Source organism: Bradyrhizobium sp. SZCCT0231, from assembly GCF_018130245.1.
GTDB lineage: Bacteria > Pseudomonadota > Alphaproteobacteria > Rhizobiales > Xanthobacteraceae > Bradyrhizobium > Bradyrhizobium japonicum_F.
Genome location: NZ_JAFCKP010000008.1, coordinates 111,572 through 127,048, shown reverse-complemented (window position 1 = coordinate 127,048; position 15,477 = coordinate 111,572). Strand labels below are relative to the sequence as shown.

The 15,477-nt window shown below is 65.1% G+C and carries 13 protein-coding genes, 2 tRNA genes and 1 pseudogene; 9 read left to right on the top strand and 7 right to left on the bottom strand.

The genetic code is table 11. The features are described 5' to 3' along the window. Positions 1-110: 110 nt before the first annotated feature. From pepT to JQ566_RS20125, 7 genes are all read left to right on the top strand, one after another. On the top strand, positions 111-1,361 hold the full coding sequence (pepT, locus tag JQ566_RS20155) for a peptidase T (protein ID WP_212374807.1): 1,251 nt from the start codon (positions 111-113) through the stop codon (positions 1,359-1,361). 160 nt (positions 1,362-1,521) lie between these two features. Further along, positions 1,522-1,758, top strand: a complete 237-nt coding sequence (locus JQ566_RS20150) for a hypothetical protein (protein WP_212374805.1) — start codon at positions 1,522-1,524, stop codon at positions 1,756-1,758. A 120-nt stretch (positions 1,759-1,878) separates the two neighbouring features. After that, positions 1,879-2,241 (top strand): hypothetical protein, encoded by a 363-nt coding sequence (locus tag JQ566_RS20145; protein WP_212374803.1) that lies wholly within the window; start codon positions 1,879-1,881, stop codon positions 2,239-2,241. A 55-nt stretch (positions 2,242-2,296) separates the two neighbouring features. Continuing rightward, positions 2,297-3,571 (top strand): divalent metal ion exporter subunit IhpA, encoded by a 1,275-nt coding sequence (gene ihpA / locus JQ566_RS20140; RefSeq protein ID WP_212374801.1) that lies wholly within the window; start codon positions 2,297-2,299, stop codon positions 3,569-3,571. Then, the gene (gene ihpB, locus JQ566_RS20135) at positions 3,568-4,545 is read left to right on the top strand and encodes a divalent metal ion exporter adaptor subunit IhpB (protein ID WP_212374799.1); all 978 of its coding nucleotides are present in this window, start codon (positions 3,568-3,570) and stop codon (positions 4,543-4,545) included. Before ihpA ends, ihpB begins: the two co-directional genes overlap by 4 nt. Continuing rightward, positions 4,538-7,792, top strand: a complete 3,255-nt coding sequence (locus JQ566_RS20130) for an efflux RND transporter permease subunit (RefSeq protein ID WP_212374797.1) — start codon at positions 4,538-4,540, stop codon at positions 7,790-7,792. Before ihpB ends, JQ566_RS20130 begins: the two co-directional genes overlap by 8 nt. 2 nt (positions 7,793-7,794) lie before the next feature. Then, positions 7,795-8,757: a cation diffusion facilitator family transporter gene (locus tag JQ566_RS20125; RefSeq protein ID WP_212374795.1), complete on the top strand. Its 963-nt coding sequence runs from the start codon at positions 7,795-7,797 to the stop codon at positions 8,755-8,757. Positions 8,758-8,762: 5 nt separating this feature from the next. Here JQ566_RS20125 and JQ566_RS20120 read toward each other — a convergent pair whose 3' ends face one another. Together JQ566_RS20120 and JQ566_RS20115 are read right to left on the bottom strand one after the other, a co-directional pair. Then, positions 8,763-9,023: a hypothetical protein gene (locus JQ566_RS20120; RefSeq protein ID WP_212374793.1), complete on the bottom strand. Its 261-nt coding sequence runs from the start codon at positions 9,021-9,023 to the stop codon at positions 8,763-8,765. Between the two features lie 46 nt (positions 9,024-9,069). After that, positions 9,070-9,930 (bottom strand): class I SAM-dependent methyltransferase, encoded by an 861-nt coding sequence (locus tag JQ566_RS20115; RefSeq protein WP_212375056.1) that lies wholly within the window; start codon positions 9,928-9,930, stop codon positions 9,070-9,072. A 253-nt stretch (positions 9,931-10,183) separates the two neighbouring features. Here JQ566_RS20115 and JQ566_RS20110 point away from each other — a divergent pair, with 253 nt between their 5' ends. Further along, positions 10,184-10,543: a hypothetical protein gene (locus JQ566_RS20110; protein WP_212374791.1), complete on the top strand. Its 360-nt coding sequence runs from the start codon at positions 10,184-10,186 to the stop codon at positions 10,541-10,543. A 145-nt stretch (positions 10,544-10,688) separates the two neighbouring features. On the opposite strand, the gene JQ566_RS20105 is transcribed toward JQ566_RS20110, so the two are convergent. Continuing rightward, a tRNA-Val gene (locus JQ566_RS20105) sits at positions 10,689-10,760 on the bottom strand. Positions 10,761-10,829: 69 nt separating this feature from the next. After that, a pseudogene (locus tag JQ566_RS20100) lies at positions 10,830-11,069 on the bottom strand (methyltransferase domain-containing protein); the annotation flags it as partial. A 64-nt stretch (positions 11,070-11,133) separates the two neighbouring features. Between JQ566_RS20100 and JQ566_RS20095 the strand changes: the two are divergent. After that, positions 11,134-12,228 carry an acyltransferase family protein gene (locus tag JQ566_RS20095; protein ID WP_212374788.1) on the top strand — a complete coding sequence of 365 codons (1,095 nt, stop codon included), beginning with the start codon at positions 11,134-11,136 and terminating at the stop codon, positions 12,226-12,228. Positions 12,229-12,278: 50 nt separating this feature from the next. On the opposite strand, the gene JQ566_RS20090 is transcribed toward JQ566_RS20095, so the two are convergent. From JQ566_RS20090 to lon, 3 genes are all read right to left on the bottom strand, one after another. Next, positions 12,279-12,355 (bottom strand) — tRNA-Val (locus JQ566_RS20090). 63 nt (positions 12,356-12,418) lie between these two features. Beyond that, positions 12,419-12,823 (bottom strand): GFA family protein, encoded by a 405-nt coding sequence (locus JQ566_RS20085; protein ID WP_212374786.1) that lies wholly within the window; start codon positions 12,821-12,823, stop codon positions 12,419-12,421. A 68-nt stretch (positions 12,824-12,891) separates the two neighbouring features. Then, entirely contained in the window at positions 12,892-15,315 is a 2,424-nt protein-coding gene (gene lon, locus JQ566_RS20080; protein ID WP_212374784.1) for an endopeptidase La, read from the bottom strand. Positions 15,316-15,477 lie beyond the last annotated feature (162 nt).

Genomic DNA, 15,477 nt, shown 5'->3' with positions numbered 1-15,477 from the left:
TTTCGTTAAGCCTGATCCGATCCCGTTCCGCCGCATCGCGGCCCGCTTTTCTGATATACCGCCTGCTTCCCCAAGACCTGCTTCCCGAACACCCGGCGGTTTGACCAGAAATGTCCTCCCTCACCCTTTCGCATACCGTGACCGAGCGCTTCCTGCGCTATGTCACCATCGACACCCAGTCCGATCCGGAATCCCCCAGCTCGCCCTCGACCGAGAAGCAGAAGGATCTCGGCCGCGTGCTCGCCGCCGAGTTGAAGGCCATGGGCGTTGCCGACGCCCATCTCGACGATTACGGCTATGTCTACGGAACGATCCCGGCCAACACCGACAAGAAGGTGCCGGTGATCTGCTTCTGCTCGCACATGGACACCTCGCCCGATGTCACCGGCAAGGACGTCAAGCCGCAGGTCGTGAAGAACTATCGCGGCGGCGATATCGTGCTGCCGGGCGACACCAGCCAGGTGATCCGCTTCGCCGAGCACCCCGCGCTGAAGAACCAGATCGGCAACGACATCATCACCACCGACGGCACCACGCTATTGGGGGCCGACAACAAGGCCGGCGTCGCCGAGATCATGGATGCCGCGCATTTCTTTCTCAACAATCCCGACGTGAAGCACGGCACCATCAAGATCCTGTTCACGCCGGACGAGGAGATCGGCCGCGGCGTCGACAATGTCGACCTGAAGAAGCTGGGTGCCGACTTCGGCTACACCATGGACGGCGAGAGCGCCGGCTGCGTCGAGGACGAGACCTTCTCGGCCGACGGCGCCACCGTCACCATCAATGGCGTCAGCGCCCATCCCGGCTATGCCAAGGGCAAGATGGAGCACGCGATCAAGATCGCGGCCGCCATCGTCGAGCGACTGCCTAGGGAAGGCTGCTCGCCGGAGACGACCTCGGGCAAGCAGGGCTTTCTGCATCCGATCGGGATCGACGGCGCGCTGGAACAGGCGACGCTCTCCTTCATCGTCCGCGACTTCACCGAGGAAGGCTTGAAGGAGAAGGAAGTCCTGCTCGAGACGATCGTGAAGGACGTGATGAAGGACTATCCGCGCTCGACTTACACCTTCGAGGTGAAGGAGCAGTACCGCAACATGAAGCAGGTGATCGACCGTCATCCGCACGTGCTGGAGTACGCCATCGAGGCGATCCGCCGCGCCGGCCTGCGCCCGATGCGCACCGCGATCCGCGGCGGCACCGACGGCTCGCGCCTGTCCTTCATGGGCCTGCCCTGCCCCAACATCTTCGCCGGCGAGCACGCCTTCCACTCGCGCCTCGAATGGGTCAGCCGGCAGGATATGGAAAAGGCAGTCCAGACCATCGTGCATCTGGCGATGATCTGGGAGGAGAAGGCCTGACGCGCGAAGAGAATGTGAGCACATGAGGCCTCAGCCGGTCCGTCCGGCTGGGGCCTTTCCGCGTTCCGGCCAGCTCGCCATCCCTGTCCTATGTTAACGACGCCAGGGCCGGGATCATCAATGATGCGATCGGGCGGGATCTCCAGATCAGGAGAGGCGCGTGGATCGCAGAACGGCATGCCTGCATCAGGCGAACACATTCCGGGAGAAGGCCCTCGCCGATCCCGAGCACCACGACCAATGGATCGACGAAGCCATCAAATGGCTGGAACTGGCGATGGAAGCGAGCCGTCGCGCCGTCATTACCACGGAGGCTGACGACGGCAGCGACGCTCCGGAGCCGGCCCCCACGATCGAAGCCACGGCCCCACATCGGCGCGTCATCATCCGCCAGTGAAAGGCGCCGGCGACATATGCACCGCTGCGGCAATTGTTCCAGGGACGTAACAATGTTGCGGGTCGACACTGTTCCCGCGCCCATGCTAGGCCGGGCACAGACCGCAACCAGAGTGACGTCGTGCTCGCAAACCGCCAGCCCACAGGATCGTGCCGTTCGCGCAACTGGCGCGGGCTGCTGTCCGTGCTGATCGCGGCTGTCTATCTGCTCGCGAGCACGCTGCACGGCTCGCACGACATCGACGTCACCACGCCCGGCGGCGGCTCGGAGATCGCTGCGGTCCTTGATGGCCCCGCGGGCCACAGCGACCACAAAGCCATCGCCAGCCATCATTGCCATGGCTGCTTCTCGCTGGCGGTGACGCAGCCGGCGCCATTGACCGCATCGGTCACGCTCGTGTCCGCAGCGAGCCCGCAACGTGCACCCCGGCTCGCCGGAATTGTCCCGGATACCGACTCCCCGCCTCCCAAACATCTTGCCTGAACGGATTGGTCGGGCGTCCCGCGCCCATTAGGTTCATCCTTCACAGGTCGGTTTCATGTTTTGCAGGGGAATGACCGCGCGCCTGGCGTGCGCGGCGGCGTGCCTGATTGCCGGCGTGGCGCTAGCGCCGTCGCACGCCCAGACTTTGACGATGCGGAGCGCGCTGTCGCGCGCGCTGGCCGCAAGCCCGCGGCTGACGGCGGCGGAGCGCGACGTCGGCATCGCCACGGGCCAGCGCATCCAGGCGGGCGCCCTGCTCAATCCGGAACTGTCCTACGAACAGGACGATTCATTCGGCTCCGGCAAATATCGCGGGACGCGATCGGCGGAGACCACGCTGCAGATCAGCCAGGCCTTCGAGCTGTTCGGCAAGCGCGACGCGCGGATCGCCGCCGGACAGGCCGGCATCGAGGTCGCCGCGGTCCAGCGCAAGGCCGTCAGGCTGGAGGTGCTGTCGGAGACCGCGATCGCCTTCCTCAGCGTGCTCGGCGCGCAGCAACGCATTCAGATCCTCGACGAACAGATTGCCGCCATCGACCGTTTGACGCCGCTGCTGCGCCGCCGCGTCGAGGCCGGTGCCTCCTCGCCGGCCGAGACCGGCCGCGCCGAGGTCGCCTCCGCCCTGGTGAAAGCCGATCGCGAGCGCCTCAAGGCGACGCTGGCCAGCGCCCGGCGCGAGCTTGCTGTGCTGATGGGAGATCCCGCCGCAAAGTTCGGCGAGGTCTCCGGCCGGCTCGACATCACGGGACGCCCGCCCGCGTTCCAGGCCGTGGTCGCCGCCATCGACGCCAATCCGCAACTGGTGCGCTGGACCGCCGTCTACGCGCAGCGCAACGCCGAGCTGCTGCTGGCGCGGCTCAAGCCCTATCCGGACGTGCGGATCGCCGCCGGCTGGCGCCACTACAACGAAACCAATGACGATGCCGTGCGCCTCACGCTCTCGGTGCCGATCCCCGTGTTCGACCAGAACCAGGGCAACATCCTGTCGGCGCAGGAAAGCCTCGCCAAGACCAAGGCCGAGCGCGAGGCCAATCGCAACACGCTGATCGTGATTGCCGGCCGCGCCTACGACTCGCTCCAGGGCTCGCTGCGCGAGCTCGCAGTGCTGCGCGAGACCGCCATTCCCAAGGCCGTCGAAGCATCCGAGGCGATCTCGCAAGGCTACGGCCAGGGCCGCTTCACCCTGCTCGAGGTGCTCGACGCCCAGGCCAGCGTCACCCAGGCGCGGCTGCGCGAGCAGGAGGCGCTGCAGAATTTCCATGCCGGCGTTGCGACCATCGAAGGCCTCGTCGGCAATCCCTTCACGCTGGCGCGGGAGAGCGCACGATGAGGACCTCCTCCGCCGTTCTCATCGCCATCGTTGCCGCCGCGCTCGGCGCCTGCTTCTATGCCCTGCTCGCCCCGGCCAAGCTCGCACATACCGAGCGTGCCGAGCATTCCGAACAGAAGAAGCCGAACGACCATGTCGAGCAGGACGAGCACGGCGCCGACCGCATCCGCATCTCCGACGTGAAGCTGGCCGCTGCCGGCGTGACCCTGGCGGAAGCCGCGAGCGCGACACTGACCGACACCCTCGCCTTCAACGGCATCCTGCGCGCCAACCAGGAAGCCGTGGTTCAGGTGACGCCGCGCTTTCCGGGTCTTGCCAAATCCATCCTGAAGCGCATCGGCGACAAGGTCGCCAAGGACGATCTTCTCGCCGCGATCGAGAGCAACCAGAGCCTCACCGTCTACGAGCTCAAGGCGCCGATCGCCGGCACCATCATCGAGCGGCAGATCTCGCTCGGCGAATATGCCTCCGAGCAGAGGCCGGCCTTTGTCGTTGCCGACCTCTCGTCCATCTGGGTCGATCTGTCGATCTACCGGCAGGACCTCAGGCGCGTCCGTCTCAACGACGAGGTGCTGATCGATCCCGACGACGGCCGCGGCGAGATCAAGGGCACGATCTCCTACATGGCGCCGATCGGCAGCAGCGAGACCCAGACCGCGCTGGCGCGGGTGGTGTTGCCAAATCCGGACGGACGCCTGCGCCCCGGCCTGTTCGTCACGGCGCGGCTGATCCTCGCCGCGCGCAACGTCGCGGTCGCCGTGCGCCGCAGCGCGATCCAGACGCTGGAGAACAAGACCATCGTGTTCGTGCGCGAGGACGGCGACAAGATCGAGGCGCGGCCCGTCGAGCTCGGCGACTCCGATCCGCGCCATGTCGAGATCAAGGCCGGTCTTGCGGCCGGCGAGCACTACGTCGCGGAGAACAGCTTCGTCGTGAAGGCGGAGATGGGCAAGGGCGAGGCCGAGCATGATTGAGCGCCTGATCGCCGTCTCACTGCAGCAGCGCTGGCTGGTCCTGCTGCTCGCGCTCGGCGCCGTCGCCTTCGGCGCCTGGAATTTCCAGCGCCTGCCGATCGACGCCGTGCCTGACATCACCAACGTCCAGGTCCAGATCAACACCCGCGCCCCCGGCTTTTCGCCGCTGGAGACCGAGCAGCGCATCACCTTCCCCGTCGAGACCGCGATGGGCGGCCTGCCCAAGCTCGACTACACCCGCTCGCTGTCGCGCTACGGCCTCAGCCAGGTGACGGTGGTGTTCAAGGACGGCACCGACATCTATTTCGCCCGCCAGCTCGTCGGCGAGCGCATCCAGCAGGTGAAGGACCAGCTTCCGGCAGGCGTCGAGGTGGCGATGGGCCCGGTCTCGACCGGGCTCGGCGAAATCTTCATGTACACCGTCGAGGCCAAGACGGACGACAAGATGGACGACAAGGCGGGCGCCAAGGCCGGCGCGAAGACGCAAGGCGGCCACGACTATTCGCTGACCGATCTGCGCACCGTCCAGGACTGGATCATCCGGCCGCAGCTTCGCAACGTGCCTGGCGTGATCGAGGTCAACACCATCGGCGGCTTCGAGCGTCAGTTCCACGTGCTGCCGGACCCCGGCAAGCTGATGGCCTACCGGCTCGGCTTTCGTGATGTCATGACCGCGCTTGCCGCCAACAACGCCAATGTCGGCGCCGGCTATATCGAGCGCAACGGCGAGCAATACCTCGTTCGCTCGCCGGGCCAGGTCGGCAATGTCAGCGAGATCCAGGACATCGTGATCGGCTCGCGCGGCGGCAATCCCGTCAGGATCAGGGACGTCGCGACAGTTACGGAAGGCCGCGATTTGCGCACGGGAGCAGCGACGCGCAATGGCGAGGAGACCGTGCTCGGCACCGCCATGCTGCTGATCGGCGAGAACAGCCGGACCGTGGCCCGCCGCGTCGCGGCCCGTCTCGAGGACATCGCCAAATCGCTGCCCGAGGGCGTCGTGACGCGGACCGTCTACGACCGCACCGATCTGGTCGAAGCCACCATCCGCACGGTCCAGAACAACCTGCTGGAAGGTGCGGCGCTGGTGGTAGCCGTGCTGTTCCTGATCCTCGGCAACATCCGCGCTGCGCTGGTCACGGCCTGCGTCATTCCTCTCTCCATGGCGATGACGATCACCGGCATGGTCGAGACCAAGGTCAGCGCGAACCTGATGAGCCTGGGCGCGATCGATTTCGGCATCATCGTCGATGGTGCCGTCATCATCGTCGAGAATTGCCTGCGCATGCTGGCGGTGGCCCAGCGCGAGAAGGGCGGCCTGCCGACGACCGCCGAACGGCTGCGCGCGATCCTGCGCGGGTCGAGCGAGGTCATCAAGCCGAGCCTGTTCGGCACGCTGATCATCGCGGTGGTCTACCTGCCCGTGCTGACACTGACCGGCGTCGAAGGCAAGATGTTCACGCCGATGGCGCTGACGGTGCTGATGGCACTCGGCGCGGCCGTGCTGTTCTCCATCACCTTCGTGCCGGCGGCCGTTGCCATTTTCGTCACCGGCAAGGTGTCCGAACATGAGAACCTGTTCATGCGGGCGGCGAAGCGTACCTATCTCCCCCTGCTCCGTTTTGCCATCGACAACCGGGCCGCGGTCGCGATCATGGCCGTCGTCATCGTGGTCGCAAGCGGCATCGCCGCTTCGCGCATGGGCGGCGAGTTCATTCCCAGCCTGGACGAAGGCGACGTCGCGCTGGCTTCGATCCGGATTCCCGGCACCAGCCTCACCCAATCGCTGGACCTTCAGAAGGCGCTGGAAAAGCGCATCATGCAGATCCCCGAGGTGAAGGAGTTCTTCACCCGCATCGGCACCGCGGAGATCGCGACCGATCCGATGTCGCCGGCACAGACCGACGGCTACATCATGCTGAAACCGCGTGCCGAATGGCCCGACCCGGACAAGCCGAAAGCCGAGGTAATCGAGGCCATCGACCATGCTGCTGACGAGATTCCGGGTAGCGCCTACGAAATCTCCCAGCCGATCCAGTTCCGCGTCAACGAGCTGATCTCGGGCGTGCGCACCGATGTCGGGGTCAAGATCTTCGGCGACGATCTCGACATCCTGCAAGGCGCGGCCAAGCAGGTGGAGGCCGCGATCCGCGGCATCCGCGGCGCCAGCGACGTCAAGATCGAGCAGGTCGCGGGCCTGCCGATCCTCACCGTCCGCCTCGATCGCCAGGCGCTCGCCCGCTACGGCCTCAGCGTCGCCGAAGTGCAGGGCATCGTCGAGATCGCGGTCGGCGGCAAGTCGGCCGGCAAGCTGTTCGAGGGCGACCGCCGCTTCGACATCGTCGTTCGCCTGCCCGAGCATCTGCGTGGCAATCTCGAGGCGATCCGGGCCATCCCGATTCCGCTGCCGCCCGGTGAGGACGCGGCAATCGGGGCGGCCGTTCGAACCGCGCTGTCCGCCTCCCCCCTCGCCCAGATGCGCTATGTGCCACTGTCGTCGGTCGCCACCGTCGACGCGACGCCGGGGCCCAACCAGATCAGCCGCGAGAACGGCAAGCGGCGCATCGTCGTCACCGCCAATGTCCGCGCGCGCGATCTCGGCTCCTTCGTCGCAGAGGCCGAGGCGGCGGTGGCCGAGAAGGTCAAGCTGCCGCCGGGGTATTGGATCGGCTGGGGCGGACAGTTCGAGCAGCTCGTCTCCGCCACCAAGCGGCTGACGATCGTGGTGCCGGTGGCGCTGCTGCTGGTGTTCCTGCTGCTGTTCATGGGCATGGGATCGGCAGCGGATGCGGCGCTGGTGTTCTCCGGCGTGCCGCTGGCCCTGACCGGGGGCGTCGCGGCGCTGCTGCTGCGCGACATTCCCTTGTCCATCAGCGCCGGCGTCGGCTTCATCGCGCTGTCGGGCGTCGCCGTGCTCAACGGACTCGTGATCATCGCCTTCATCGAGCGCCTGCGCAGCGAGGGACGATCCGTCGCGGAGGCCGTACGCGAGGGCGCGCTGACGCGGCTGCGCCCGGTGCTGATGACGGCGCTCGTCGCCTCGTTCGGCTTCGTGCCGATGGCGCTCGCCACCGGCGCCGGCGCCGAGGTGCAGCGGCCGCTTGCAACCGTGGTGATCGGCGGCATCATCTCCTCGACGGTGCTGACATTGCTGGTGCTGCCAGCACTCTACGTGCTGTTCCGTCGTGACGCGGCAGGCGAAACGCCTACAATGGCGCCTGATTTGGCGGCGTCCGAGGAGCGCTAGAATTGGGCAGCCATGACCATCACGGTCATCACCACCATGATCATGGCGACCATGGTCATGGTCACGACCACAGCCACGGCCATGTCCATGCCCCCGCGAATTTCGGCAAGGCGTTCGCGCTCGGCATTTCGCTCAACGCCGCGCTGGTCGTGGCCGAGGCGGTCTACGGCTATATCGGCAACTCCACCGCCCTGCTCGCCGATGCCGGCCATAACCTGTCCGACGTGCTCGGCCTGGTCGTGGCCTGGGGTGCATCGATCGCGGCGCGGCGCGCGCCGAGCGGCCGCTTCACCTATGGCCTGCGCGCCTCCACGATTCTGGCGGCACTTGCGAACGCGGCGTTCCTGCTGGTCGCAACCGGCGCGATCGGCTGGGAGGCGATCCTGCGCCTGCGCGAGCCGGAGCCGATTGCCGGCGTGACCGTGATGGTGGTCGCCGGCATCGGTATCCTCATCAACGGCTTTACCGCCATGCTGTTCGCGCGCGGACGCAAGGACGACATCAACATCGAAGGTGCCTATCTGCACATGGCCGCCGACGCCGCGGTCTCGCTCGGCGTCGTGGTCTCGGCGGCGCTGATCGTCTGGACCGGCTGGCTCTGGCTCGATCCCTTAACCAGCCTCGTCATCTGCGCCACCATCCTCTGGAGCACGACCAGCCTCTTGCGCGGCTCCATCGACATGTCGATGGCGGCCGCGCCCAAGGGCACGGATCTTGCCGCGATCAGGGCCTTCCTGCTGGCGCGGCCCGGCGTCTCCGCCATCCACGACCTCCACGTCTGGCCGATCTCGACCACCGAGACGGCGCTGACCTGCCACCTCGTCATGCCCGCAGGCACCGACGACGCATTCCTGATGCAGACGGCGCAACTGCTCAAGACATCCTTCCGCATCGGCCACACCACGCTCCAGGTCGAGACGCATCCGGATAATGGCTGCGCGCTGGCGCCGGATGATGTGGTGTGAACGTGCTATTCAGCAAACCACCGCACGCCAGCAGCTGAAATCTCGAGTATCAAAGCGCGTGACAGCTGCCTCCAGGGCAGCACGCTGTCATCGAACTCCACCAATTCATATTTACGGCCGCAAGTGACCCAGTCGGTGCACGGTGCCGCATTCGGTTCTTCGTTCCAGGGAATCAGAGCTCGTCGCTGCAGCTCCGCGATTGCCTCCTGCCGCGTGCGAAACTCGCCCTGCCACTCCGCGTGCAGCTCGTCCTCAATGACAAACATCGCGAGCTCCCGGAATAATCGCTGCTACCGTAGATTCCGTAGCGGCTTATGAGGCCTTCGCCGTCACGATCCAGATCGCGCCCTGCAACGCAACACTCTGCCCCTTCAGGAAGGGCGCGAGCATCTCGCGGATCGACGCCTTGGCGGCCTCATACGTCTCCGGCGGATGCCCTTGCAGCGCGCGGCTGGCCGGGCCGATCTGAAGCGAGCCATCGACGGCAGCATCGAGGCCGCCGCCGATCGCGATGTCCATCGCCAGATTATGCGGCTGCATTGCCACATCCACGAAGCCTGCACCTTTCAGGATGCGCATCACGCGCTCCTCTGACGCAAAGGCGAACGGGCCCGGCTCCTCCGGCCCGACCGGCGGCATCTTCGGCACGTGCTTATAGACCGCCATCAGCGGCGCCATCATCCAGGGATTTTCCTTCGGCTCGCGCCAGCAGACGAAGGCGAGCCGTCCCGTCGGCTTCAGCGCGCGACGCAGATTGGTGAAGGACGCAATGGGGTCGGCAAAGAACATCACGCCGAAGCGCGAGGCCAGCAGATCGAAGCTCGCCGGCTCGAACGGATGCACCGTCGCATCCGCCAGCACGAAATCGAGCGGCAGGCCCTTTGGCGCCAGCGCGCGCGCCTGCGACAGCATCGGCTCGGAGACGTCGAGGCCGAGCGCGAAACCGTTCGGGGACACCGCCTTAGCGAACGCGACAGTCGTCGCACCGGAACCGCAGCCGACGTCGATGACGCGCTCACCCGGCCTCGGCCTGGCGCGCTCGATCAGGACGTCGGCAATGGGTCCGAGCAGCTTCTCCTGCACCGCGTGGCGATCGGCCCAGCGCTGCCCGCTCGGGCCGTTCCAATAGGCGATCTGGTCGGCGTTTTGCTCATGTCCGCTCGGCTGTTCCATCAGGTCTTTGATCCCTAGCATTGTCGATCCGACGCTCCCGCAATTGCGGGGGTTCACCCAGTGTCGGGTCCCTGCCCGGATCGTAACGCAATTTTCTGCAAGGACCACAGCCGCTGCTGCCGAGAATTGGCTGCGCTTCCGGCGGGAGATGCTCGCATTGTGGCCGCATAGCTTTCACCGAATGGCCGCATCGGAAGCAGACGACAACCAGATTTCGTGGATAGCATTTTAGGGTTGCTCACCTTGGAAAGGCATGACCATGCGCAGCTTCATGGCACCCCTCATTATCGCAACCCTCTCCTTCGGGACGCCAGCTTTCGTGCAGGCGCAGGGAACATCGTCGCAACCGGGAACAGAATCGCCGTCCGCTCAGAGCACCGTCATCCGCCAGATCCAGGTTGTCGACATCAAGGACCTGCAGCCAGCGGTGCGCTCGAAGGTCGATGAAATCGTCGCACAGACAAGCGATGACGATATTCAATCGCTCCGGAAAACGATTGACGCGACTCCCCAGGCGGCATCCGCGCTCAAGGCGAAGGGTCTGACCTCGTCGCAGGTCGTTGCGATCAACATTGCCGAAGGCGTCCTGACACTATTCACCAAGACGGCCTGATACGTCCATCAGGAATGACGACGCGCCACTGTGGGGCACGCGACCGCTCCACGGTGGCTGTTGGCATGCCCGGGCGAGGGTTGCAGGGTGATGTGCCCTTCGAACTCCCGGCATGGCAGCCTGCTTGGCCCCGCAAAGCGAAGGCTGGTGGGCGGTCACGGAACCGCGGACCCTCTCGGTGTAAACGAGATGCTCTAACCAGCTGAGCTAACCGCCCTCGCCGCCTCTTTAGCCGCCCTACGGGCCCCGGACGGGCAAGTACCCCCTACCGGCCCGACCTCAATCCTGCGTCCGCCAGCACGAAATCGAGCGGCAGGCCTTTTGGCGCCAACGCGCGCGCCTGCGACAGCATCGGCTCGGACACGTCGAGGCCGAGCGCAAAGCCATTCGGCGCCACCGCTTTCGCGAACGCGAACGTCGTCGCACCGGAGCCGCAGCCGACGTCGAGGACGCGCTCGCCCGATGTCAAGCCGGCGCGGTCGATCAGCACGTCGGCAATGGGTCCGAGCAGGGGATCGACGCGAGCGACGGGTCCAGAGTTGACACAATACGGCCCCACTGTTCTAACTTGGGAAACGCGAGGAAACCCTTTGAAATCCGAACGATCGGTCGGCATCGATTGCCTGCGCGCCATTTCCATCATCTGGGTGCTGCTCTACCATTTTACGCCGCTTCAAGTCTTCAACCGGGGCACGTTTGGCGTCCTGCTGTTCTTCATCATCAGCGGCTATTGCATCGCATTCAGCGTCGAGACCTCGCAATCGGCCTGGCACTTCTACGCCAAGAGGCTCGGCCGCCTGCTGCCGGCGCTGATCGTCTGCGGACTGCTGACCACACTGTTCAAGCATGTGATGTCCAATCTGGTCGAGCCCGGCCGTGAGGTGACTTGGTTCGACTACGCCTATACGCTGATATCTCTGCCGACTCTCAACGTCCTCCACGTCGATCATCATTTGCCCGACGGCGCCTATTGGTCATTGCAGATCGAATTTCAGTTCTACCTCTTCTGCTTCACGACGTTGGCGCTGGGCCTCAAGCACCGTCTCTTGGCGCTGCTCTGCGCGGTGACCATCTTCCGGACCCTGACCACCAGCTCAGACTTCTACACGTCCAACGATTTCTTCCCGTTCTTCATTGCCGGCATGAGTGTCGCAGCTCTCGTCAGGGGGCGCACCAGGGAGGGGATCATTGGAATCACCGTGGCGTTCTCGATCGAGCTCTATCATCTGAATTTCAACGTCAAGCAGCCGTCGGTCGCGATCGAGATGTACCGATCACTGCTGCTTTGGTCCGGCACCGCTGCCGTCTATCTTGCCGCGCGGTACGACCATGTCCTGCTTCGATCGCTTCGCGCCTTTGCCGTCCCCCTGGCCTTCATTGGCGTCATCAGCTATCCGCTCTACCTGCTTCATCAGGACATCGGGAATATGATCCTGCAGTGGGCTCACATTGGCCGCGACCACAAATCGGCCCTGCTCGTTCGCGCCGTCGTGCTGCCGGGTTTCCTCGCCGCCATGGCCTGGCTGGTCTATGCACTTGTCGAGAGACCCGCGATCAAACCGTTGACAGCATTGCTCGCCAACCCGCTCGCATGGTTTCGGCAATGGCAGCCCTCAGCGGCGAAAAGCCGGTATCAACCCGCAGCGCCCAGCGGGGACGTCGCGCGCCAGGAGCCGGTCGGATAGATCCGGTCCGCGCTGAATCGCAAGCTGCGCAAATGCTCTGACCGGCAGGCTGGTGGGCGGTCACGGATTCGAACCGCGGACCCTCTCGGTGTAAACGAGATGCTCTAACCAGCTGAGCTAACCGCCCTCGCCGTCTCTTTAGCCCTACGGGCCCCGAACCGGCAAGACCCCAGCCCCAACGACTTGAGCCTCAATCTTGCGGCCTTCCCGGCAGCAGCGGCACGGCGTCGATCCACACGGCCGCCGACTGGCACCAGATCTGGCGGCTGGGCCGCAGGGCGTCGCGCTGGCGGATCGAGCCCCAGCGGACGCCCCAATCGTCGGCTTGGTCGCCCTCGCCGCTGGTGAACAGCGGGGAACCGCAATCGGCGCAGAAGTGCTGGAAGCGCATCCGGCCATTGTCGCCGCGCTTGCCGTAGATCCTTGGCGTGCCGCCGGTCAGGCGGACATCGGCTGCGGAACAGATCGCGGTGACCCGGAACGGCGAGCCCGTCAGCGTCTGACAGTCCCGGCAATGGCAGACCGAGACGGCCTCGGGATCGATCTCGGCATCGAAGGTGATCTGCCCGCAATGGCATTGCCCGTCGATGTGCATTGCCTCCTCCCCTTCCCCAAAACAAAAACGGCGCCCGAAGGCGCCGTTTTATCACGTTTTACCGAACCTCAGTGAGCGGTCAGGCCGCCGGCGGCTTCATCGCCGTCCGGCTTCACCGTCACTTTGGTGTCCTCTTCCCAGACGATCGGCACCGGCTTCTTCACCAGCGCCTTGGCGATGACGTCGTCGAGGCGCGAGACCGGGATGATCTCCATGCCGCCCTTGATCGCATCGGAAATCTCCGTGAGATCCTTGGCGTTGTCCTCGGGGATCAGCACCGTCTTGATGCCGCCACGGGCCGCAGCCAGCAGCTTCTCCTTGAGGCCGCCGATCGGCAGCACGCGGCCGCGCAGCGTGATCTCACCGGTCATCGCGACATCGTGGCGGACCGGGATGCCGGTCATGACCGAGATGATCGCAGTGGCCATGGCAACGCCAGCGGACGGACCGTCCTTCGGCGTCGCGCCTTCCGGCACGTGCACGTGGATGTCGCGCCGGTCGAACAGCGGCGGCTCGACGCCGTAATTGATCGCCCGCGAGCGGACATAGGACGCCGCCGCCGAGATCGACTCCTTCATGACGTCACGCAGATTGCCCGTGACCGTCATCTTGCCCTTGCCCGGCATCATGACGCCTTCGATGGTCAGCAGCTCGCCGCCGACATCGGTCCAGGCAAGGCCGGTGACGATGCCGACCTGCGGCTCGCTCTCGATCTCGCCGAAGCGGTACTTCGGCACGCCGAGCAGCTCTTCCAGAGTCTTCTCGGTGACCTTGACCGACTTCTTCTTGGAGATCATCAGCTCCTTCACCGCCTTGCGGGCGAGTGTGGAGAGCTCACGCTCCAGGTTGCGCACGCCAGCTTCGCGGGTGTAGCGGCGGATCAGAAGCAGCAGCGCCTCGTCGTCGATCGAGAACTCCTTGGAGTCCAGGCCGTGCTTGGACACCGCGTTCGGGATCAGGTGCTTGCGCGCGATCTCGACCTTCTCGTTCTCGGTGTAGCCCGCGATCCGGATGATCTCCATGCGGTCCATCAGCGGCCCGGGAATATTGAGCGTATTCGCGGTCGTGATGAACATCACGTTGGACAGATCGTAGTCGACCTCGAGATAGTGGTCGTTGAACGTCCCGTTCTGCTCGGGATCGAGAACCTCCAGCAGCGCCGAGGACGGATCGCCGCGGAAATCGGCGCCCATCTTGTCGATCTCGTCGAGGAGGAACAGCGGATTGGACGACTTGGCCTTCCGCATCGACTGGATGATCTTGCCGGGCATCGAGCCGATATAGGTGCGGCGATGACCGCGGATCTCGGCCTCGTCGCGCACGCCGCCGAGCGACACGCGCACGAACTCACGTCCGGTCGCCTTCGCGATCGACTTGCCGAGCGAGGTCTTGCCGACGCCGGGAGGCCCGACGAGGCACAGGATCGGCCCGGTCAGCTTGTTGGCGCGCGACTGCACCGCGAGATACTCGACGATGCGATCCTTGACCTTCTCGAGCCCGTAGTGATCGGAGTCCAGGATGGCTTGCGCCTGCTCCAGATCCTTCTTCACCTTGGACTTCTTGTTCCACGGGATCGACAGCAGCCAATCCAGATAGTTGCGCACGACGGTCGCTTCCGCGGACATCGGCGACATCTGGCGCAGCTTCTTCAATTCATGCTGCGCCTTCTCGCGCGCTTCCTTGGAGAGCTTGGTCTTGGAGATCTTCTCTTCGAGATCGGCGAGCTCGTCGCGACCGTCGTCGTCGCCGAGTTCCTTCTGGATCGCCTTCATCTGCTCGTTGAGGTAATACTCGCGCTGCGTCTTCTCCATCTGGCGCTTGACGCGCGAGCGGATGCGCTTCTCGACCTGCAGCACCGAGATCTCGCTCTCCATCAGGCCCAGCACCTTCTCCAGGCGCGTGGTGACGGACAGCGTCTCCAGGATGCCCTGGCGATCAGCAATCTTGACCGCGAGATGCGAGGCAACCGTGTCGGCGAGCTTGGCGAAGTCGGTGATCGCCTGCACGACGCCGACGACCTCGGCCGAGATCTTCTTGTTGAGCTTCACATAGCTCTCGAAATCGGACACGACCGAGCGCGCCAGCGCCTCCGCCTCGACCGACTTTGCGTCGGTGTCGGCGAGCGCAACGGCCGTCGCTTCGTAATAGTCGGCGCGGTCGGTGTATTTCGACACGCGCGCACGCTCGAGCCCTTCGACCAGCACCTTCACGGTGCCGTCGGGAAGCTTCAGGAGCTGGAGCACGCTGGCAAGCGTCCCGGTCTCGTAAATGGCATCGGGCGCCGGATCATCGTCGGACGCGTTCTTCTGCGTCGCGAGCATGATCAGCGCGTCGTTCTTCATCACCTCTTCGAGCGCGCGGATCGATTTCTCGCGGCCGACGAAAAGCGGAACGATCATGTGCGGGAAGACGACGATGTCGCGCAGCGGCAGCACGGGATAAGCGTGCGTTTCGCCATGGACGATGGTTGGCCGGGGTTTGGGATTAGTCATGGCCTTTTCCTTTTGCTTTGCCCCCTTGCACGCAGCCCGCTGATCATGCGCAACCGCCACAAGGTGCCGAGGTGATCCGCAAGACCGGTCGGCCCTCTACGAGTGGACCGGCTCGTCGGATCGGAACTGAGGCGAATCTTGAAGAGAATTTCGCTCGCCGCC